Origin of the sequence: Nonomuraea monospora (assembly GCF_039531895.1) — a bacterium.
Taxonomy (GTDB): Bacteria; Actinomycetota; Actinomycetes; order Streptosporangiales; family Streptosporangiaceae; genus Nonomuraea; species Nonomuraea monospora.
Genome location: NZ_BAAAQX010000010.1, coordinates 275,774 through 295,288 on the forward strand (window position 1 = coordinate 275,774; position 19,515 = coordinate 295,288).

At 72.0% G+C, this 19,515-nt stretch carries 19 protein-coding genes; 14 read left to right on the forward strand and 5 right to left on the reverse strand.

From position 1 onward, the window contains the following. The first annotated feature begins 36 nt into the window (after positions 1-36). The 3 genes from ABD331_RS22145 (at position 37) to ABD331_RS22155 (ending at position 5,563) form a co-directional block, all read left to right on the forward strand. A complete protein-coding gene (locus tag ABD331_RS22145; protein ID WP_344477693.1) occupies positions 37-1,491 on the forward strand; it encodes a PucR family transcriptional regulator in 1,455 nt (484 codons plus the stop codon). A 138-nt stretch (positions 1,492-1,629) separates the two neighbouring features. Further along, on the forward strand, positions 1,630-3,078 hold the full coding sequence (locus ABD331_RS22150; protein WP_344477695.1) for an APC family permease: 1,449 nt from the start codon (positions 1,630-1,632) through the stop codon (positions 3,076-3,078). Continuing rightward, positions 3,071-5,563, forward strand: a complete 2,493-nt coding sequence (locus ABD331_RS22155) for a CehA/McbA family metallohydrolase (protein ID WP_344477697.1) — start codon at positions 3,071-3,073, stop codon at positions 5,561-5,563. Before ABD331_RS22150 ends, ABD331_RS22155 begins: the two co-directional genes overlap by 8 nt. A 23-nt stretch (positions 5,564-5,586) precedes the next feature. Here the strand turns inward: ABD331_RS22155 and ABD331_RS22160 are convergent, their stop codons facing one another. Further along, on the reverse strand, positions 5,587-5,928 hold the full coding sequence (locus tag ABD331_RS22160; RefSeq protein WP_344477699.1) for a cupin domain-containing protein: 342 nt from the start codon (positions 5,926-5,928) through the stop codon (positions 5,587-5,589). Between the two features lie 54 nt (positions 5,929-5,982). Here ABD331_RS22160 and ABD331_RS22165 point away from each other — a divergent pair, with 54 nt between their 5' ends. Next, the gene (locus ABD331_RS22165; protein ID WP_344477701.1) at positions 5,983-6,597 is read left to right on the forward strand and encodes a TetR/AcrR family transcriptional regulator; all 615 of its coding nucleotides are present in this window, start codon (positions 5,983-5,985) and stop codon (positions 6,595-6,597) included. 251 nt (positions 6,598-6,848) lie between these two features. On the opposite strand, the gene ABD331_RS22170 is transcribed toward ABD331_RS22165, so the two are convergent. Then, complete coding sequence (locus ABD331_RS22170; protein WP_344477703.1) at positions 6,849-7,763, reverse strand: LysR family transcriptional regulator; 915 nt, start codon at positions 7,761-7,763, stop codon at positions 6,849-6,851. A gap of 389 nt (positions 7,764-8,152) precedes the next feature. Here ABD331_RS22170 and ABD331_RS22175 point away from each other — a divergent pair, with 389 nt between their 5' ends. The 10 genes from ABD331_RS22175 (at position 8,153) to ABD331_RS22220 (ending at position 16,990) form a co-directional block, all read left to right on the forward strand. Further along, on the forward strand, positions 8,153-8,497 hold the full coding sequence (locus ABD331_RS22175; protein ID WP_344477705.1) for a DoxX family protein: 345 nt from the start codon (positions 8,153-8,155) through the stop codon (positions 8,495-8,497). Positions 8,498-8,619: 122 nt separating this feature from the next. Continuing rightward, the gene (locus ABD331_RS22180; protein ID WP_344477708.1) at positions 8,620-8,868 is read left to right on the forward strand and encodes a hypothetical protein; all 249 of its coding nucleotides are present in this window, start codon (positions 8,620-8,622) and stop codon (positions 8,866-8,868) included. Then, a complete protein-coding gene (locus ABD331_RS22185) occupies positions 8,861-9,214 on the forward strand; it encodes an antibiotic biosynthesis monooxygenase family protein (RefSeq protein ID WP_344477710.1) in 354 nt (117 codons plus the stop codon). The genes ABD331_RS22180 and ABD331_RS22185 overlap by 8 nt, the downstream gene beginning before the upstream one ends. Positions 9,215-9,573: 359 nt before the next feature. Next, the gene (locus ABD331_RS22190; RefSeq protein ID WP_344477712.1) at positions 9,574-10,242 is read left to right on the forward strand and encodes an alpha/beta hydrolase; all 669 of its coding nucleotides are present in this window, start codon (positions 9,574-9,576) and stop codon (positions 10,240-10,242) included. Positions 10,243-10,812: 570 nt separating this feature from the next. After that, positions 10,813-12,525: a VanW family protein gene (locus ABD331_RS22195; RefSeq protein ID WP_344477714.1), complete on the forward strand. Its 1,713-nt coding sequence runs from the start codon at positions 10,813-10,815 to the stop codon at positions 12,523-12,525. Positions 12,526-12,779: 254 nt separating this feature from the next. Then, positions 12,780-13,061, forward strand: coding sequence for a metal-sensitive transcriptional regulator (locus ABD331_RS22200; RefSeq protein WP_344477716.1), 282 nt, complete (start codon positions 12,780-12,782; stop codon positions 13,059-13,061). Positions 13,062-13,089: 28 nt separating this feature from the next. Further along, positions 13,090-13,299 carry a heavy-metal-associated domain-containing protein gene (locus tag ABD331_RS22205; protein ID WP_344477718.1) on the forward strand — a complete coding sequence of 70 codons (210 nt, stop codon included), beginning with the start codon at positions 13,090-13,092 and terminating at the stop codon, positions 13,297-13,299. Next, on the forward strand, positions 13,296-14,255 hold the full coding sequence (locus ABD331_RS22210; protein ID WP_344477720.1) for a hypothetical protein: 960 nt from the start codon (positions 13,296-13,298) through the stop codon (positions 14,253-14,255). The genes ABD331_RS22205 and ABD331_RS22210 overlap by 4 nt, the downstream gene beginning before the upstream one ends. A gap of 21 nt (positions 14,256-14,276) precedes the next feature. Next, positions 14,277-16,502, forward strand: a complete 2,226-nt coding sequence (locus tag ABD331_RS22215) for a heavy metal translocating P-type ATPase (RefSeq protein ID WP_344477721.1) — start codon at positions 14,277-14,279, stop codon at positions 16,500-16,502. 206 nt (positions 16,503-16,708) lie between these two features. Further along, positions 16,709-16,990, forward strand: a complete 282-nt coding sequence (locus ABD331_RS22220; protein WP_344477723.1) for a metal-sensitive transcriptional regulator — start codon at positions 16,709-16,711, stop codon at positions 16,988-16,990. A 94-nt stretch (positions 16,991-17,084) separates the two neighbouring features. Here the strand turns inward: ABD331_RS22220 and ABD331_RS22225 are convergent, their stop codons facing one another. The 3 genes from ABD331_RS22225 to ABD331_RS22235 are packed head-to-tail and all read right to left on the reverse strand — an operon-like array spanning position 17,085 to position 19,375. After that, positions 17,085-17,651 carry a rhodanese-like domain-containing protein gene (locus tag ABD331_RS22225; RefSeq protein WP_344477725.1) on the reverse strand — a complete coding sequence of 189 codons (567 nt, stop codon included), beginning with the start codon at positions 17,649-17,651 and terminating at the stop codon, positions 17,085-17,087. Between the two features lie 33 nt (positions 17,652-17,684). Continuing rightward, the gene (locus ABD331_RS22230; protein ID WP_344477727.1) at positions 17,685-19,067 is read right to left on the reverse strand and encodes an MBL fold metallo-hydrolase; all 1,383 of its coding nucleotides are present in this window, start codon (positions 19,065-19,067) and stop codon (positions 17,685-17,687) included. A gap of 38 nt (positions 19,068-19,105) precedes the next feature. After that, entirely contained in the window at positions 19,106-19,375 is a 270-nt protein-coding gene (locus ABD331_RS22235) for a metal-sensitive transcriptional regulator (protein WP_344477770.1), read from the reverse strand. Between the last annotated feature and the right edge of the window lie 140 nt (positions 19,376-19,515).

A 19,515-nucleotide genomic window follows, 5' to 3' on the forward strand; every position in this document is an offset into this window, starting at 1 on the left:
GTCAGAGCAGCTCACCCGGGCGGCTAGCGTGGCGACATGGTGCCGCTGAACCTGTTCGTCGCCCGGCTGGGGCTGCGGGTGCTCGCGGGCGCGGACCGCCTCGACGCCCCCATCCGCTGGGTGCACGTCAGCGAACTGCCCGACCCCTCCCGCTTCCTCCAGGGAGGCGAACTGCTGCTGCTGGCGGGCACCAGCCTGCGGCCGGAGTACTGCGCGGACTACGTGGCCAGGGTCAGGGCGGCCGGCGTCGCGGCCCTGGGCTTCGGCGTGACCCCGGTCTTCGACCGGGTGCCGCCCGAACTCGTGGCGGCGTGCGAGGCGAGCGACCTCCCCCTGCTGGAGGTTCCGCCCGCGGTGACGTTCGAGTCCTGCGCCGAGGTGCTCTACGGCGAGCTGCTCTCCTCCGAGCTGTCGGAGATCAGGCGGCTCACCGAGGCGCAGCGCGCCCTGATCAGGACCGCCGCGGGCCCGTCACCGCTCACCAGGACGCTGGAGCTGCTGGCCGCGCACGTCGGAGGATGGGCGCTGCTGGCCGACCAGGTCAGGCGGCGGGAATGGACCGGTGGCCGGCCGCGGCTCGACGACGACGTGCGGGCGGCCATGAGCCGCGTCTGCGCCAGTACGAGCCCCGCGAGCGCCACGATGAGCTCGGCGGACCAGCGCGTCATGATCCAGTCCGTGGCCGGGCCGCTGCCGTCCGGCTACGCGCTGGCGGTCGGCGCTCCCGTCATGGCCGGGGTCACCGACCACGCGGTCATCACCACGGCGGCCTCCCTGCTCGGCCTGCTCCTGCCCGGCCCAGAGGACCACTGGCCCGCCCACCAGGTCGGCCGTGCGGCGCTGGCCCTGGCGCTGCGCTCCGCCCGCTGGGACCGGCACGCCGCCGACGTGTTCGGGGTCGAAGGCGCACGCTGGCGGATCGTCTGCGCCCGCGCCACCGGCGGCCGGCCCCGGCTCGGCGACCTGGCGTCGCTGCTGGGCTCCCCGTTCGTGGACCGCGACGGTGAGGTGTGCGTCGCCCTGCTGCCCGAGTCCGCGCCGCTGACCAGGATCACCGACGATCTCTCGCGGGCCGGCTGGCTGGCCGGGGTCAGCTCGCCGCATCCGGCCGAGCGGCTGGGCGAGGCCCGCGACGAGGCCGCGCGGTCCCTGCGCACGGCCCTGTTCCAGGGCGCGTCCGTGGTGAGCGGCGCCGAGGTCGACGGGCTCGCCGCCGCGCTGGACATGAGCCGCCTGCGCGACTACGCCGACCGCCGCTTCCGCCCCCTGCGCGAACGCCGCCAGCGGGACGCCGGCGACCTGCTCACGACCTTGCGGATCTGGCTGCGGCACAACGGCCACTGGGACCGGGCCGCCGAGGAACTCGGCGTGCACCGCAACACCGTGCGCCACCGCATCGGCCAGATCGAGACCGAGCTCGACTGCCGACTGGCCGACGCGGACACCCGGATGGAGCTGTTCCTGGCGCTGCGGGCGATCGAGGAGCTCTGATCGGCCCGACTGTACAGAACGCACAGCCGCCTCCCGCCGGCCTGGACGGATCGTCCCTCGTACAGCCGCCGGACCCGCCATAGGCTCCCGCCTTATCGGCCGGCCCCCTGCGCCGCCCCGAACTAAGGAGCGACCATCATGCCAGCTCAGGCCACCGGTCAACGCACCGACGCCCTCGCGGGCAACGCCATGGGGACCAAGGACCTCGTGTTCACCGTCCTGGCGGCTCTCGCGCCGTTGACGCTGATCGTCGCCGTGGCACCGCTGCACTTCCTCAAGGGCGGCGCGGCCGTGCCCGGCGGCTACCTGGTCGCCGGGCTGGTCATGGCCTTGTTCGCCGTCGGTTTCATGACCATGAGCCGATATATCCGTAACGCCGGGGCGTTCTACGCGACCATCTCGCGCGGGCTCGGCAAGCCGGTGGGCTCGGGGGCGGCGATGCTGGCGGTGGCCGCGTACAACGCGCTGCAGATCAGCACGTACGGCGCGCTGGGCGTCTACGCCAACACCACCTTCTCCCAATATTTCGGCCTTGACGTGCCCTGGTATGTCTTCGCCCTGGTGGGCCTGGTCTTCGTCGCCTGGCTCGGCTACCGCGGCATCCACACCAGCGCCCGCATCCTCGGCGTCCTGCTCGTGCTGGAGACGGCCGTGCTGGTCGTGCTGGCGGTGTACGTCCTGGCCAAGGGCGGCAGCGGCGACTGGGCCGCCATCTCCTTCTCACCGGCGACCGTGCTCGCCCCCGACAACGCCGCCATGTTCGCCCTCGTCGCCGGCGCGTTCATGGGCTTCGAAGCCACCGCGATCTTCAGCGAGGAGGCGCGGGGCGGCATCAGGACGGTCCGGCGGGCGACCTACATCGCCGTCGGCTTCATCGCCGTCTTCTACGCCTTCATCACCTGGATCGTCGTCATCGCCTACGGCTCCGACAAGATCGCCGCCGCGGCCGAGGCCGACCCGGTCAACCTCGTGGTCACCGTCTTCACCAACTACGTCCCCGCGCCGATCGTCGAGGTGATGAACGTACTGCTGCTGACCAGCGCGTTCGCCGCCCTGCTCGCGCTGCACAACGCGGCCAACCGCTACTTCTTCGCCCTCGGCCGCGAAGGGCTGCTGCCCCGCGCGCTCGGACGCACGCACCCGCGCACCAAGGCGCCCTGGACGGCCGGGCTGCTGCAGACCGCCATCGCGGCCGTCGCCGTCGTGGCGTTCGCCGTCACCGGCTCCGACCCGTACCTGGGCCTGCTGCTGTGGGGCAGCGCGCTCGGATTCCTCGGCATCATCGCCCTGTGGGCGCTGTGCAGCCTGGCCGTCATCCGGTTCCTGCGCGCTCACGCGGCCGAGGCGGGGATCTTCCGCACCACGATCGCCCCCGGGCTCAGCTTCGCGGCCCTCGCCGTGGTGCTCGTCCTCGTCCTGGCCAACCTGCCGCTGCTGACCGGCGCGGGCACCGGCATCAACGTCGCGATCATCGCGGTCGCCGTGGTGGCCGTCGCCGCAGGGGTGGCCCGCGCGCTGTACCTGCGCTCACGGTCGCCGCACCAGTACGCCGAGCTGGCCCAGACCTCGGTGAGCGACCATGCGTGACGAGCGCGGCTACCGGCCGGTGGACCTGTCCGGGGTGTTCAACGCGCCCAGGTCCGTGCTCGACGACGGCGCGTCCTACCCGCTCGGGCCCCGCACCCTGTACGGCATCCCGTTCGCGTTCGGCGACGAGCGAGGCGACCGGGCGCTGCTGCGCGTGGAGTCCGCCGCCGTCACCATCCCCGTGGGCCGCCCCTTCGAGTGGATGGTGATCGCCCACGCCCTGGAGTCCGCGGACCTGTTCGACGGCCAGAGCGTGGGCGACGTCCGCGCCTGCTACACGCTGATCTACGAGGACGGGCACACCGAGCGGCTGCCGATCCGCCAGCGGTTCGAGATCGGTCCCACCCCCCGGCTGTGGAGCGACCGGGCGATCCCGCTCGACTGGGGACAGACCCCCTTCCTGGCCGTCCCCGACGCCCAGCACCGGCTCATGCCGCGCACCCACGGCCGCTACGACGCCGCCGGAGCGCGGTTCGTGGACATCGACGACCCGCAGGCCCGGTCGCCGTACGTGCTGCCCTACCGGTTCTACCTGTGGCCGTGCCGCAACCCGCGCCCCGGCGTGCCCGTGCGCGCCCTGGAGATCCGCTCGCTCGGGCCCGCCGTCCTCATCGGCGCCATGACCACCAGCTCGCTGGAGGAGGACCCGTTCGGGCGCACCGTGTGGCGCGACGTGCTCATCGACCTCGCCCCGTCGGCGGGCCCGGTCACCGAGGAGCTGGCGGTGAGCGTCGATCGCGGCTCGGCCACCTACCCCTACCGCCGGGTGGGCGAGGCCGGCGACGGCTGGGGAGCGCCGCCGCAGGAGGACGGGCGCGCCTACGTACGCGTCGCCGCGACCCCCTCGGCCCGCCTCACCCTGCGGCGCGGCACGGACGAACTCGGTTCCTGCGACTGGGGCGCCCTGCTCGCCGCCGGCCGTCACGAGGACGGCCCCGTCACCTGGCGGGTGCCCGACGCGGGACGCGCCTGGGTGCGTACGACGGTCCGCGACGCCGCCACCGGCGAGCCGGTCCCGTGCCGCGTGCACTTCAGGTCGGCGGACGGGGTGCCGTACCCGCCGCACGGCCACCACGGCCACATCAACTCCGACGGCAACACCTGGAACCTCGACATCGGCGGCGACGTCCGGCTCGGCGCCACCACCTACTCCTACATCGACGGCGCCTGCGAAGGCTGGCTGCCGCTCGGCGAGGTCACCGTGGAGGCCGCGCGCGGCTTCGAGTACGAGCCGCTGCGCACCACCGTCACCGTCCGGCCCGGCCAGGCCGACCTGGAGCTGACGCTCACCAGGATGACCGACCTGGCCGCCGCCGGCTGGTACAGCGGCGACACCCACGTACACTTCGTCTCCACCCTCGGCGCCGAGCTGGAGGCGCGCGGCGAGGACGTCCGCGTCACCAACCTGCTGCTCAGCCAGTGGGGACACCTGTTCACCGGCACCGAGGAGTTCACCGGCCACCCGCACACCTCCGCCGACGGCCACACCCACGTCTTCGCCGGCCAGGAGAACCGCAGCGGCATGCTCGGCCACATCAACCTGCTCGGCCTGCGCCGCCCCGTCATGCCGTGGTGCACCGGCGGCGCGGAGGAGTCGGAGCTCGGCGGCGGCCTGGAGACCACCCTGTCCCACTGGGCCGACGAATGCCACGCCCAGGGCGGCACGGTCGTCCTGGCCCACTTCCCGGTGCCGAACGGCGAGGCCGCCGCGCTGCTCGCCACCGGGCGGCTGGACGCCGTCGAGATGATCGCCTACGACCCGTACAACATCCAGGAGTACTACCGCTACCTCAACGCCGGCTACCGGGTGACGCTCGTCGGCGGCACGGACAAGATGAGCAGCGAGGTACCGATCGGCCTCATCCGCACCTACGCCCACGTGCCGCCGGACGAAGAGCTGGACTACTGGACGTGGTGCCGGGCCGTGCGGGAGGGCGCCACGTTCGTGACCAGCGGGCCGCTGCTGCACCTCGACGTCGCCGGTCACCGGCCGGGCCAGGAGCTCCACCTGCCGGCCGGCGAGCGGGCCGCGATCACCGTACGCGCCGAGTCGATCTTCCCCGTCGATCGCGTCGAGATCGTCGTCAACGGCCAGGTCGTCGCCGAGCACCGCGCGCCGCGACCGGAGCGCGTCCTCGAACTGGCCGCCGGCGTGCCGGTCGGCGAGGACTCCTGGATCGCCGCCCGCTGCTACGGGCCCGGCGCCGACGTCGCCAGGCACCATGACGTCTGGGCGCGGCCGATCATGGCGCACACCTCGCCCGTCTACGTCCGCACCGGTGCGACGTACGGACGCTCCGACGCACGCACGGTCGAGCACATGCTGAGCCTCGTCGAAGGGTCGCTCGCCTACATCGACGAGCGGAGCAGGGTTGCGTGGCCGGGGCCGGTCTGCCATCGGCACGGGCAGGAAGACCATCTGGCCTTCCTGCGCGCGCCCTTCCTGGAGGCCCGGGAACTCCTGGAGCGCCGCCGGGCCGGCTGATCAGCGTTCTCCCTCGCCCCACCTCACAGCTCAGGGCCGAGCGCAGCCGCGTCCGGGACGCCGCTCGCCCCGTCCTTGAGCTCCACGAAGATCGCGTGAGTCTCGGTGCCGCCGATGTTGCGCCCGGCGTGCTCCTGGGCGCCGAGCCACCGTACCTGCCCCGCCTCCAGGCTCAGCTCCACCTGCTGCTCACCCGAGGTGAGGCGGCGAGTGAAGGACGACAAGGTGACCATCACGCTGTCGGGATGGCCGTGCGGGCTGGTCGCGTCTCCCGGCCGGTCCCGGTAGCGCAGCACCCGGACCCGCTCGTTCTCGAAGACCACCGTGTACAGCTCCGCATTCGTGACCGCGGGATCGGCGCTCATGGGCCACCTCACAGGGGCGAGTCAGCTAGATGGGACTACGGTACCATGATGGGCATGTCGGTACCATATGAGCAGAGCGGCCGTCACCAGCAGAAGGCCCGCACCCGCCGCGCCCTGGTCGAGGCGGCCCGCGAACTGCTGGCCGACGGCGCCGACCCCACCGTCGAGGACGCCGCCGCCGCGGCCGGCATCTCCCGTACCACCGCCTACCGCTACTTCCCCAACCAGTACGCCCTGCTGACCGCAGCCCACCCCCAGATCGAACAGACCTCCCTGCTCCCCGCGGACCCGCCCGCCGACCCCGCGGCCAGGCTCGACCTGGTGATGGCCGCCTTCATCCAGCTCACCCTCGACTGGGAGCCACAACTCCGCACCTCGCTTCGCCTGTCCCTGCAACCCGGCGCCACCCAGCCGGCCCTGCGCGGCGGCCGAGCCATCGGATGGATCGAGGACGCCCTGACCCCGCTCCGCGACACCCACCCCGGCCTGGACGTCCACCAGCTGGCCGTGGCGATCCGGTCAGCCACCGGGGTCGAGTCGCTGATCTGGCTCACCGACATCGCCGGCCTCACCCACCGGCAAGCCGCCGACACCATGCGTGGGACAGCCCGAGCTCTCCTCGCCGCGGCCCTGCAGCAGCATGATCACCTCCCTGAAGATCAGGCTTGACGACGTCCGTGCCCCGGCCTGGAAGAAGCGCCAGACGGCCCGCTTCCTTCGGGAAGGCGGGCCCGCAGCGAGTGGCCGGCGCAGACCGTCCTGTCCGCCCGCCGGCATGCCGCGCAGGTCCAGATCGACGAGCTCAGCGTGCAAGCGCACCGCGTCCGACTCGACCCGTCTGAAGCGACACCCCGGAGCCGCGACATCAGATCAGGTGCGATGAGGGCGGTTCGAGCATCCAGCGGATGTTCGGAGATCGTTCAGGGGTGGATGGCGCGGTCCTCGAGTTCGGGGGACGTGATCGGGCCGAGGCGGGTGGCGGTGTCGGCGAGGTCCCGGACGAGGTCGGGCTGGGCGGAGGTGCGCCAGATCAGCGCCCACTGTGCGGGCGGTGCGTCGTGGATGGGCACGTAGGCGATGTCGGGACGGGGAAAGTAGCGGGCGGCGTGGGCGTGCGCGGGCGACACGGCCTCTCCGTTGGAGAGCAGCGGAAGCATCTCCGCCGAGTTGTTGACGACGGGACCGATCGGGATCAGCCGTCCGCTCGGGGTGCGCCGGGGGACGAGCGCCTCGCGCCAGTAAGCCGGCCGCGCCCCGCCCATGACGACCTCGTCTGCCAGGTCCTCGTAGGAGACCGAGGTCCTGGCCGCCAGCCGGTGGCCGGCACCGACTGCCAGGACCACCGGTTCGATGTACACGACCGGGCCCGCGGTGAGATCGGCCTCCCGGACGGGCAGCCAGGCGACCTGTACGTCGACGGCCCCCGTTCGCAGCGGGCCGAAGGGGTCGTTGAAGCCGACGTGGCGGATGTTCACGTCGCAGGCAGAATGGCGGGCCTCGAAGGCGTCCAGCAGCGGGCGTAGGTCCTGGTGGTTGGCGTTGGTCATGCCGATGCGCAGGACCTGGGTCTTTCCCCGGGCGGCGCGGGCGGCGCGGTCGAGGCCCTCGCGCATGCCGAGGTACATCGGCTGGAGGTCCTCGAAGAGGCGGCGGCCGATCAGGGTCAGCTCCACGTGCCGGCTGGTGCGATCGAACAGCGCGGCACCGACCCGGCGCTCCTGCTTCCTGATCGCTTGGCTCACCCGTGACGGTGTCACGTGCAGGCGTTCAGCGGTACGGCCGAAGTGCAGCTCCTCCGCCAGCGTCAGAAAGATCTCGATGTCCCGCAGCTCCATCCTGCCTCCCGATCGTGAATCTATCGCTAAACGATCCGTGGCAGGAATCGTCGTTGTTCACCGCGCGGGCAGGCCCGAACCTGGTAGCACACCCCGTTGCCGAGGAGCCGTCGTGAACGTCCTGATCGCGGGACGAATCTCGTCGTCCCCACCCCCGCGCCCCGACCACTGGGGCGGCCCTGCCGCCACTCGCCTCGCCTGCGCTCGAGGCCACGGCACTGCGGCTGAGCGACGTCGGGCGCGATCCACGCCGGCGGATGACCTCGGGCAGCGCATCGCCGGTACGGGTGCGGACGTCGAGCGAGCCTGACAGGCCTCATGCCGCTGAAGCGTCACCGCGGGTCCGTGATCCGCATCAGTGATCGTGATTCAACTCTCAAGGAGATTCGATGTCCACCACTCTCATGGTCGTCACCGTGCTGACCGCCGCCTGGGTCGGCTTCTCGGCCTTCTCGCTGCTGCGTCGAGCAGACTTCGTCGCCGAGCCGCTGGTCGCGTATGGGGTGCCCGAGTCCTGGTGGCCGTGGCTGGGGGCGGCCAAGGCCGCAGGCGCGGTGGGCCTGCTCGTGGGGCTGGCGGTGCCCGCGATCGGCATCGCGGCCGGGATCGGCCTGGTGCTGTACTTCCTGGGCGCCGTCGTCACGGCGCTGAGGGCCCGTTCGTACAAGACGGTCGTCTTCCCCATCATGTACCTCGCTCCTGTCGCGGCCACCCTGTTTCTGAGCCTGAGCTGACCCTGCACCGCGGGCTCACCTCGTACGGAACCCCGCAGTCGCGACGCTGTCCCCTGAGCCTTGATCGGCGGCAAGGCGACCGCGCTCAGCCGCGCCTCTCCTCCTGGGGCCCCCAACCGGCGGTGGCGCGCCGGCCCTCGGCGCTGGAACGCCTGGCCCGCGTCGTGTGGGAGGTGCGCGAGTTCGACACGTTCCCCGACCTGTTCGAACGCCTGTGGCAGGGAGTCGTGGCCGGCGTGTACCGGCAGGGGGCCGCCTGGATCGCCGCGCGCGAGGCGTCGGGCGAGGCCGGGCCGCCGATCCTGAGGACGCGCAGCGGCGGCCGGCGACAGACGATGGAGGGATGCCCTCTACAGTGGTGCGATGAGTGATCATTTGGGAGCGCCTGTCACGCCCGTCGAGGCATATGAACCCCCTTACTACGTGGCTGTCTTCACTACGGTGCGTACTCAGGAGCAGAGCGGCTACAGCGAGACCAACGCACGCATGGAAGACCTGGTGAAGGACATCCCCGGGTACCTGGGGATGGACCACGCGCAGACTCCTGGCGGGCTGGGCATCACCGTCGGGTACTTCCGCGACGCGGACGCCCTCACGCGATGGCGGAACAACGCCGAGCACCGCGCGGCGCAGAAGCGCGGGCAAGCCGAGTGGTACCAGAGCTACACGCTGCATGTGGCGAAGGTGGAGCGGAGCCACGGGTTCAGGCGAGCGTAGGCGCTTCCCGTCCGTGAACGGCGGGCGCCGATGGCCGATGACGACGTGCACGCCGTCGGCGACGAGCAGTGTGGCGGTTTCCAGGCCGATGCCGGTGGCGCCGCGATGCTCAACGAGATGCCCGTCGCCGAGGTCAGCCTCGCAGGCGAGAGTAAGCACTGTTCAGCAGACCTCCACCCCGTGGACGATCACGCAACTACCGCGGACCCTGAGGCATTCCGGGCCCGAACACCCCCTCCTACCGTTGTGGTCATGACACGCAGGGGCATCCCCTCCCATGCCGAGACCACCGCGGTGCCCCCGGGCACTGCGCGCTCACAGCGTCCGATCTGTCGCGCGAGAAGCTTGGAGCACCTTTCATGACCACGGTGATGCTTGTGCACGGCGCCTGGCACCAGCCGAGCTGCTGGGCCCGGCTTGAGGCCGAGCTGCACGCTCTCGGCCATGGCACGAGCACGCCGGCGCTTCCGAGCGCCGGAGAACATCCCACCGCAGGCATGCATGACGACGCCGCCGTACTGGCTGCGGAACTGGCGTCGATCCCGGGACCGGTCGTGCTGCTCGGGCACTCCTACGGGGGCATCCCGATCACCGAGGCCGCCGCCGGAGCGAGCAATGTCGATCGGTTGATCTACCTGGCCGCTCACATGCCGGACAAGGGACAGTCGATGTACACCATCCACGGCCTCCCCGACCCGGAAGACACCAGCGGCCTGTTCCCGCGCAGCGACGAGCCGCGGGTCTCGCTCTACGGCGATCTGCCCGACGCGGAGGCCGAGGAGGCGGTGAGCAGGCTGGTCAACCAGACCGCGCGATCGTTCGCGGAAAAGGTCGACGTGGCCGCCTGGCGGAGCATCCCGTCCACTTACATCATCACGGAGCAGGACCAGGCCATCCCTCCCGCACTGCAGGAGCAGATGGCGGCCCAGGCGGCCGGGACCCGCCGGCTTCCTGGCGGTCATTCGCCGTTCCTGTCCCGGCCACGCCGGCTGGCCGCCCTCATCGACGAGATCGTACGGTCGGCCTGAACCCTCGCGACGATCCGCCAAGCCTGAAACGGGCGCGCCTGCGCCCGGCTCCGCGACAGGGGGTTGACCGCTGCCGCTCGCCGCGAGCACGCCGGCACCCCGCACCAGTGAGAAAATCGCCGAGGCCTTCGCGCGGGCCTCGGCGCAGGCACTCGGCTTCGTCGCGCGCAGGCTCGGGGCCGGCCCGATCGGCATGGTGTTCGGGGCGCGAACTCCGACGCGGAGCGGGCGGCGCGGTGTCGCCGGCGAGCGTGATCAGCACGCGCCGACGAGCCCCGTGAGCGCAAGCAGGCATCGGCGCGCCCCAGCCGTCCTCACCGGCCCGCCCGCCGGAGGCGCGGGACTCGGCGCCACGCCCGGCCGCCACCGGCTCAGCCGTTGACGGCGGCGGGCCTTCTCGCCTGCTGAACGATGCACGCCCCTCGGCGGGCGGTCCGCGTGCAGGGACGGGCGGCGGTCCGACGGTCGGTGTCGCTCTGGACGAGCCGAAGTCGCGATTTGTCATCCTCCCGCGGAGGGACAAGCCCACCCACTACATTCAGACTCCGGCACCTTTCCCCCAGGGGTCTCATGAGCGTTCTCCAATCTCATCGTCGTGCTCCGTCCGGCGGCGCCAGGAGGCCGGTCCGCTGGCGGCGCGTGCTCATCCCGCTCGCCGTCGTGGTCATCGTCGCGGCCCTCGCGTACGCCGTACCCGCCGTGCTGCTCTCGGGAAAGGTTCCTCCGGGCACCCGCGTGGCCGGCGTGGAGCTCGGCGGCCTGCCGCCCGAGGCCGCCCGCACCCGCCTCGACGCCGCGCTGCGCGAGCGATCAGAACAGAAGCTGACGCTGAACGCCGCCGGAGAGCGGAGACAGGTCGCCCCGGCGGAATTAGGGCTCGGCTTCGACACGAGGGCCACCGTGGAGGCGGCGATGGCCGGTGCCACCACGCCCGGGGGAGTGCTGCGCTCCCTCTTCGGCTCCCGCCAGATCCAGCCGGTGGTCAGCGTGGACGAGCAGCGGCTCACCGCCGAGCTGACGAGCCTGGCCAAGAGCGTGGACACCAAGCCCGTGGAGGGCGCCATCCGCTATCGGGGCCTGGAGCCGCGGCCCGTCCTGCCGAAGCCGGGCCGCGCACTGGACGTCGGCGCGGCGTCGAGCGCCGTGCGGGCTGCCTTCTCGGACGGACGCACCTCCGCCGAGCTGGACGTCCGGGAGAAGCCTGCCGCGCTCACCGCCGACGTCGTCCGGCGGACCGCCTCGACCACGGCCCGTACGGCGGTCGCTTCCCCCCTCAAGCTCGCCGCCGGCGGCAAGGAGGCCGTCGTGTCCAGGGAGCAGCTGGCGGCCGGCCTGCGCTTCGTCGGCGACGGCAAGGGCGGGCTGCGCCCGTCCTTCGACGCCCGCGAGGTCGCCCCAGGGCTCGCCAAGGCGCTGCTGACCACTCCGCCCAAGGACGCCTCCTACCAGATCGTCAAGGGGAAGCCGCAGGTCATCCCGTCACGGGCCGGACGTGGTATCGACGTCAAGGCGCTGGGCCCGGCGATCGCGCAGGCCGTGGCGGACGGTGCCCGCCGCGTCGAACTGCCGGCGGCGGAGCGGCAGCCGCGCGTCACCACGGCTCAGGCGAAGAAGCTGAGCGTCAGGGAGAAGGTCAGTTCGTTCACCACCCGGCATCCCTGCTGCGCCCCTCGCGTGACGAACATCCACCGCATCGCCGACCTCGTCGACGGTTACGTCGTCAAGCCCGGTGAGACGTTCTCGCTGAACGGCGTGGTCGGCAAGCGGGACAAGGCGCGCGGTTTCGTCGAGGCGCCGATGATCCTCAACAACCGGTTCGTGAACGACGTCGGCGGCGGGGTCTCGCAGTTCGCCACCACCATGTTCAACGCCGTCTTCTTCGGCGGCTTCGAGGACGTGCAGCATCGCGCCCATCAGTACTACATCTCCCGCTACCCGGCGGGCCGCGAATCGACGGTCTCCTACCCCCAGCCGGACTTCCGCTGGCGTAACGACTCTCCGTACGGCGTGCTCATCAAGACGTCCTACACCGCCACCTCCATCACCGTGGACTTCTGGAGCACCGAGCGCTACGACATCGAGTCGCAGAGCTCCGGGCGCTACAACGTCAAGCCCATCACCGAACTCACCGAATCCGGCCCAGAATGCATCCCCATGGAGGGGGTGGAGGGGTTCGCCATCGACGTGTGGCGGATCTTCAAGAAGGACGGGAAGGTCGTCCGCAAGCAGCGCTTCCACACCGTGTACGACCCGGAACCCCGCCTCACCTGCAAAGGGTCTTGACGGCGCGCCCCAGGACCACTGGGTCCAGGTCGTCCGCGGCGGGCGTTGCCGGAGGCCGGGCCGGTGTGCTGGATGCCGGGACTTGTTGTGCTTGGGTGCGCCGAGCGCGCAGGTCCTTGTCGCCGCTTCGTAGGCGAGTACCTTGGCCGCCCTGTTCGTTCAGCTCGGCCAGGAAGACGTCCCGCCGCCGGTTGCTGGAAATACCATAGGGGGGTATGGTGTTGTCATGAGCGGCCGACCTGGGAGGGATGAACATGGCCGGATACACCGGTAACAAGCAGGACCACGCGATGCGCCTGCGCCGCATCGAGGGGCAGGTCCGCGGCCTGCAGCGGATGGTCGAGGACGACAAGTACTGCATCGACATACTGACGCAGGTGTCGGCGGCGACCAGCGCGCTGAAGTCGTTCTCCCTGGCGCTGCTCGAAGAACACCTGGCCCACTGCGTCGCCGAGGCCACGCAGAAGGGCGGCCCCGAGGCGGAGGCCAAGGTCAAGGAGGCCGCCGACGCCATTGCCCGACTTGTTCGTTCCTGACCCCCACCGGATTGAAGGAGAGACCGATATGAGCACCGCCACCTACACCGTCCAGGGCATGACCTGCGGCCACTGCGTCAGCTCCGTCAAGGAGGAGGTCAGTGAAGTGGCCGGTGTCACCAGTGTCGAGGTGGACCTGGCGAGCGGCCTGCTGACCGTGGGCAGTGACGGCCCCGTCGACCCGGCGAAGATCGTCGCCGCGGTCGAGGAGGCCGGCTACGAAGTGGCGAACCAGTGAACGCCGCGACGAAGCTCGGCTCGTACGTCCTGGGCCTGGCCGTCGTCTTCGGCGGCGCCCTCGGCGTCGGCAAGGCGGTCGGCCCGGTCGGAGCCCCTCCGGCCGAGGACCACGCCGCCATGGCGGTGCCCAGCGCGAGCGCGAGCGCGGCACACGGGGAGCACGCCACCGCGCAGGTGCAGGACGATACCCCCGGGGGGCTCCAAGTGTCCGAGAACGGCTACACCCTCAACCCGCTCACCCCGGCCGTCAAGCCGGGCGAGCCGACCGACTTCCGTTTCGCCGTGACCGGCCCCGATGGCAGGCCGGTCACCGGCTACCAGGTCGAGCACGACAAGAAGCTGCACCTCATCGTCGCCTCCCGCGACCTGACGACGTTCCAGCACGTGCACCCCGAGATGGCGCCCGACGGCGTCTGGTCGGTGAAGCTGACGCTGCCGAAGGCGGGCCCGTACCGCGTCTTCGCCGACTTCGCGCCGACCGGCGGCGAGGGGCTGACCCTGGGCGCCGACGTGTCCGTGGCCGGTGACTACCGGCCCGAGGCGCTTCCGGAGGAGAGCCGCACGGCGACGGTCGACGGCTACGAGGTCACCCTCGACGGCGAGCTGACCCCCGGGCAGTCCAGCAAGCTCACCCTCAAGGTCGCCAAGGACGGCAAGCCGGTCACCGACCTGCAGCCCTACCTCGGCGCCTACGGCCACCTGGTGGCCCTGCGCGCCAGGGACCTGGCGTACCTGCACGTGCATCCCGAGGAGAGCGAGAAGGCGGGCCCCGAGATCGTCTTCCACGCCGAGGTGCCGAGCACCGGCGACTACCGGCTGTTCCTCGACTTCCAGCACGAGGGCGAGGTCCGTACCGCCGACTTCACCCTCGGCGCGGGCGAGCGACCGCAGGTCCCCGAGCCCGAGCCCACCTCCACTCCGACCGGCCACGGCGACGACGGCCACAGCCACTGACCGAGAGAAAGGAGAACGGTGATGTCCCAGGTCACCGATGACCGGCAGAACGCCGTCGAGCTCTCGATCGGCGGCATGACCTGTGCCTCCTGCGCCAACCGCATCGAGCGCAAGCTCAACAAGATGGACGGCGTGAGCGCCACGGTCAACTACGCCACCGAGAAGGCGAAGGTCACCTTCCCCGAGGGCGTCGAGCCGCAGCAGCTCATCGCCGAGGTCGAGAAGGCCGGCTACACCGCGGCGCTGCCCGCCCCGCCCCAGGCCGAGCGAGCCGGACAGGAGCCGCCCGACGAGCTCCAGCCGCTGCGCAACCGTCTGATCACCTCCGTGGTGCTGGCCGTTCCGGTGATCGCGATGGCGATGATCCCGCCGTTGCAGTTCACGAACTGGCAGTGGCTGTCGCTGGTGCTCGCCGCGCCGGTGGTGGTGTACGCGGGCTGGCCGTTCCACAAGGCAGCCTGGACGAACCTGCGGCACGGCGCCGCCACGATGGACACGCTCATCTCCATCGGCACGATCGCCGCGCTCGGCTGGTCGCTGTGGGCGCTGTTCTTCGGCACGGCGGGCACGCCCGGCATGACGCACCCGTTCGCGTTCACCATCGAACGCACCGACGGCTCCGGCAACATCTACCTGGAGGCCGCGGCGGGGGTGACGGCGTTCATCCTGGCCGGACGCTACTTCGAGGCCCGCTCCAAGCGCCGCGCCGGCGCCGCGCTGCGCGCCCTGCTGGAGCTGGGCGCCAAGGACGTGGAGCTGGCCGGCGGCCGCCGCGTCCCCGTCGAGCAGCTCAAGGCAGGCGACCGGTTCATCGTCCGGCCCGGTGAGAAGATCGCCACCGACGGCGTCGTCGAGGAGGGCACCTCCGCGGTGGACGCCTCGATGCTGACCGGCGAGTCGGTCCCGGTCGAGGTCGGCGTGGGCGACGCCGTGACCGGCGCGACGGTGAACGCCGGCGGCCGGCTGATCGTCCGCGCCACCCGCGTCGGCGCCGACACCCAGCTCGCCCGGATGGCCGAACTCGTCGAGGAGGCACAGACCGGCAAGGCCCAGGTGCAGCGGCTCGCCGACCGGATCTCCGGCATCTTCGTCCCGATCGTGATCGCGCTCGCCCTCGGCACGCTCGGCTTCTGGCTGGGCACCGGTGACGGCGTGGGAGCGGCGTTCACCGCCGCGGTCGCGGTGCTGATCATCGCCTGCCCGTGCGCGCTCGGCCTGGCCACCCCGACCGCCCTGCTGGTCGGCACCGGCCGGGGCGCCCAGCTCGGCATCCTGATCAAGGGCCCCGAGGCGCTGGAGTCGACCCGCAGGATCAACACGGTCGTGCTGGACAAGACCGGCACGGTCACCGAAGGCCGGATGACCTTGACCGCCGTCCACGTGGCCGAGGGGGAGAGCGAGGAGGAGGTGCTGCGGCTGGCCGGGGCGCTGGAGCACGCCTCCGAGCACCCGATCGCCCAGGCCGTCGCCAAGGGAGCCGCCGCCCGCGTGGGCGACCTTCCGGCGCCCGAGGACTTCGCGAACGTCGAAGGTCTCGGTGTGCAGGGCATCGTGGACGGGCACGCCGTCCTGGTCGGCCGCCCTCGGCTGCTGGCCGAGTGGTCCCAGCACCTGCCCGCCGGCCTGGAGCGGGACCTGCACGAGGCGCAGGCCGCCGGCCGCACCGCGGTCGCGGTCGGCTGGGACGGCCAGGCCCGCGCCGTGCTCGTCGTGGCGGACGTGGTCAAGCCCACCAGCGAGGAGGCCATCGCCCGGCTCCGCGCCCTGGGCCTGACCCCGGTGCTGCTGACCGGCGACAACGAGGCCGTGGCCAGGGCCGTCGCCGCCGAGGTCGGCATCGACGAGGTGATCGCCGAGGTGCTGCCCGCCGACAAGGTGGACGTCGTCAAGAAGCTGCAGGCCGACGGCAAGGTCGTCGCCATGGTGGGCGACGGCGTCAACGACGCCGCCGCGCTGGCCCAGGCCGATCTAGGGCTCGCCATGGGCACCGGCACGGACGCCGCCATCGAGGCGAGCGACCTCACCCTGGTGCGGGGCGACCTGCGGGTGGCGGCCGACGCCATCCGGCTGTCCCGCCGGACCCTGTCCACGATCAAGGGCAACCTGTTCTGGGCCTTCGCCTACAACGTGGCCGCCCTGCCGCTGGCCGCGCTCGGCCTGCTGAACCCGATGATCGCGGGTGCGGCGATGGCGTTCTCCAGCGTCTTCGTGGTCAGCAACAGCCTGCGGCTGCGCCGCTTCAAATAGCGGGCACGGGCCTGCTCCGCACCGGAAGGCGCGGAGCAGGCCCGGTCCGGCGTCCGACGCCGTCCAGGGAGCGCACAGGCTTGCGGACAGGAGCGATGGTCCTCATGCGGTCGTCAGACTCGTGCCGAGGACGCCGTCCATCGCCTGGTGGCGAGCAGGTGACGGGGAGATAGGGTGCAGGCGACGACGCGACGGAAGGGCGGGGCGTGGCCGGATCCAGCGACAGCAAGAAGAACCACGTGACGCGGCTGCGCCGAGTCGAGGGGCAGATCCGTGGCCTGCAGCGCATGATCGAAGAGGACACGTACTGCATCGACGTGCTGACGCAGGTGTCCGCGGCCACCAGCGCGCTGAAGTCGTTCTCCCTGGCGCTGCTGGAGGAGCACCTGGCTCACTGCGTGGCCGAGGCCACCCGGGAGGGCGGCCCGGAGGCTCAGGCGAAGGTCAAGGAGGCCGCCGACGCCATCGCCAGGCTGGTGCGTTCCTGACCCCCGTCCCAGTTGAGGTGCGTACGATCGAGCCGCCGGCACCGGGCGTGACGACGGCGGTCATGACCGTCGCCGATGCCGGGCGCGACGGCGGTCATGACCGGGCGATCAGCGCTGCCGGCGTCTCGGCATCGGGCCGGGCCGGGGCCGTCCTGTTCCACGGCAGGACCGACAGGGCCCTGGCCATGGCGCACGTGTCAGTGAGCGCGGAGAAGGCCAGACCCGCGCCGATCGCCGCAGCCACCCACTTCGCCGGCCGCCAGACGACGCTGCCGGCGACGCCGGCGAGCACGATGCCACCCGCCACCATGCGCACCTGGCGCTCCATCGCCCAGGCGCCGCGGCCGTGGTGCACCGGCGCGCCCTGGCTCTCCCAGGCGTTCAGGCCGCCGTCGAGCACGCTCACGGCGGCCAGGCCGGCCGCGGCGGCGAGCCGGTGCGCGTCGCGGGCGCGCGCACCGGACCGGCAGACGAGCACCACCTGCTCGTCGTGCTCGGCGCGGAGCTGTGCTGAGTGCTCGCGGAGCAGGTGGAGGGGGACGTTGGCCGAGCCGGGGATGTGGCTCGCCGCGAACTCCCCGGGGCTGCGGACGTCGATCAGCCGGATGCCCGCGCCGCTGTCGAGCAGAGCGCGGACCTGGGCGGTGGTGAGGGTGTTCATGTGCGGGTCTTTCTGAACGGTCGGATGGCGAGGTCAGGCGGCCATGGGCAGCCCGGCGGAGGCGGCGCCGGCGAACGCGTCGTTCACCAGCACGACCTCCCGCCCGGCCCTGGCCAGCAGCGAGGCCGCCGCGGTGGCCCGGTAGCCGCTGCCGCAGTGCACCCACACGGCCCCGGCCGGGACGTCGCCGGCGCGGGCCGCGAGCTCGGGCAGCGGCACGTGCACGGCGCCGTCGATGTGGGAGCCCCGCCACTCGTTGCCGAGCCTGACGTCGAGGATCACGTCGGGGGCGGGCAGCCCGGCCGGCACGTCACCGGCCAGCGCCGCGGCCAGCCCGGCGAACGTCGCCGTGGGCAGCGACCTCACCTGCGCCGGATCGGTGGCCAGCCCCTGCGGCGTCCCGGTCGCCGCGGCGGTGACGCGGTCGACGCCGATGCGCACGAGCTCCCGCCGCGCCGCCGCGACCTGCCCGGGCGTCTCGCCGATCAGAATGAGCGGCGCACCCCGGTCGATCAGCCAGCCGAGCCAGGTGGCCATCGGGCCGTCCAGGCCCAGGCTGACGGTGCCGGCCAGGTGCGCCCGCGCGTACGCGGTGCGGTGCCGCAGGTCGACCACCCACTCCCCGGCCTCCAGCCGCCCCCGCAATTCGTCGGGAGTGATGGGGGCGGGCAGGCGCAGATCGACCGGCTCGGGGCCGCGCAGGTTGAGCGCGCCCATGTGCGCGTAGTAGGCGGGGTAGGCGTCCAGGCCGGCCAGGGTCTGCGTGACGAACGCGCCGGCGGCCAGCCGCAGCGCCGGGTTGACCTGCCGCTCGCGTTCGATGGTGGAGTCGTCGCCGGAGGCCTGGGTGGCCGAGCAGAAGCTGCCGAAGCCGTGGGTCGGCCAGATCGCGGCGCCGTCGGGCAGCAGGTCGGCCAGCCTGCGTACGGAGGCGTGCTGCTCGCGCGCCAGCGTGGCGGCGTGCTCGTCGCCCAGCAGGTCGGTACGGCCCGTCGTGCCGAACAGCAGTGAGCCGCCGGTGAAGACGCCCTCGGCCGCCCCGCCGCTCTCCAGCGCGTACGACAGGTGATGGAAGGTGTGGCCTGGCGTGGCCAGGGCGCGCAGCCGCAACGCGGGGGAGACCTCGACGACGTCCCCGCCGGACAGCGGCAGGTGCGGGAACGGCGCCTCGTCGGCGGCGGCGAGGCCGTAGTGCGCCCCGGTCAGCCTGGCCAGCTCCAGCCCGCCCGAGACGTAGTCGTTGTGCAGGTGCGTCTCGACGACGTGCGTGACGCGGACGCCGAGGCGGCCCGCGAGGGAAAGCACGCGGTCGACGTCCCGCTGGGGATCGACCACGACGGCCACCTGCCCGTCGGTGGCCAGATAACTGCGGTCACCGAGCGACGAGGTCTCGATGACATGGACGTCAACACTCATGATTTCTCCTACACCCCCGGGGGTATTTTGGCGCGGCGTCAGGCCAGTGCCAGGAAGAGCTTCTCGAGCTCCTGCTCGGTCATGGGCGGCTCCTCGCCGCGCTCGCGGGCGGCCTGGCAGTGCCGCAGCCCCGTGGCCACGAGCTTGAACCCGGCCCGGTCAAGGGCGCGGGAGACGGCGGCGAGCTGGGTGAGCACGGCGGCGCACTCCTCGCCGTCCTCGATCATCGAGATCACGCCGGCCAGCTGCCCGTGTGCCCGTCGCAATCGCGTCAACGCGTCGCCCGCCAGGGCGGGGGTCATCTCCATGGCCCGACTATACCCCCCTCCGTATACTGACCTGCGGGCGTGGGTGTGGACAGACCTCAGGCGCCCGTTCCCTGCTCTCGACAGGTTCTCGGCGGGTTCTCGGCGGGCGAGCTCAGCAGGCGCGGGGGAGAAGGCTGTGG

What these genes read in the sequence shown, in the direction of transcription:
- ABD331_RS22145 (WP_344477693.1), top strand. Translation starts at nt 37, where the DNA reads ATGGTGCCGCTGAACCTGTTCGTCGCCCGGCTGGGGCTGCGGGTGCTC.
- ABD331_RS22150 (WP_344477695.1), top strand. Translation starts at nt 1,630, where the DNA reads ATGCCAGCTCAGGCCACCGGTCAACGCACCGACGCCCTCGCGGGCAAC.
- ABD331_RS22155 (WP_344477697.1), top strand. Translation starts at nt 3,071, where the DNA reads ATGCGTGACGAGCGCGGCTACCGGCCGGTGGACCTGTCCGGGGTGTTC.
- ABD331_RS22160 (WP_344477699.1), bottom strand. Translation starts at nt 5,928, where the DNA reads ATGAGCGCCGATCCCGCGGTCACGAATGCGGAGCTGTACACGGTGGTC.
- ABD331_RS22165 (WP_344477701.1), top strand. Translation starts at nt 5,983, where the DNA reads ATGTCGGTACCATATGAGCAGAGCGGCCGTCACCAGCAGAAGGCCCGC.
- ABD331_RS22170 (WP_344477703.1), bottom strand. Translation starts at nt 7,763, where the DNA reads ATGGAGCTGCGGGACATCGAGATCTTTCTGACGCTGGCGGAGGAGCTG.
- ABD331_RS22175 (WP_344477705.1), top strand. Translation starts at nt 8,153, where the DNA reads ATGTCCACCACTCTCATGGTCGTCACCGTGCTGACCGCCGCCTGGGTC.
- ABD331_RS22185 (WP_344477710.1), top strand. Translation starts at nt 8,861, where the DNA reads ATGAGTGATCATTTGGGAGCGCCTGTCACGCCCGTCGAGGCATATGAA.
- ABD331_RS22190 (WP_344477712.1), top strand. Translation starts at nt 9,574, where the DNA reads ATGACCACGGTGATGCTTGTGCACGGCGCCTGGCACCAGCCGAGCTGC.
- ABD331_RS22195 (WP_344477714.1), top strand. Translation starts at nt 10,813, where the DNA reads ATGAGCGTTCTCCAATCTCATCGTCGTGCTCCGTCCGGCGGCGCCAGG.
- ABD331_RS22200 (WP_344477716.1), top strand. Translation starts at nt 12,780, where the DNA reads ATGGCCGGATACACCGGTAACAAGCAGGACCACGCGATGCGCCTGCGC.
- ABD331_RS22205 (WP_344477718.1), top strand. Translation starts at nt 13,090, where the DNA reads ATGAGCACCGCCACCTACACCGTCCAGGGCATGACCTGCGGCCACTGC.
- ABD331_RS22215 (WP_344477721.1), top strand. Translation starts at nt 14,277, where the DNA reads ATGTCCCAGGTCACCGATGACCGGCAGAACGCCGTCGAGCTCTCGATC.
- ABD331_RS22225 (WP_344477725.1), bottom strand. Translation starts at nt 17,651, where the DNA reads ATGAACACCCTCACCACCGCCCAGGTCCGCGCTCTGCTCGACAGCGGC.
- ABD331_RS22230 (WP_344477727.1), bottom strand. Translation starts at nt 19,067, where the DNA reads ATGAGTGTTGACGTCCATGTCATCGAGACCTCGTCGCTCGGTGACCGC.
- ABD331_RS22235 (WP_344477770.1), bottom strand. Translation starts at nt 19,375, where the DNA reads ATGGAGATGACCCCCGCCCTGGCGGGCGACGCGTTGACGCGATTGCGA.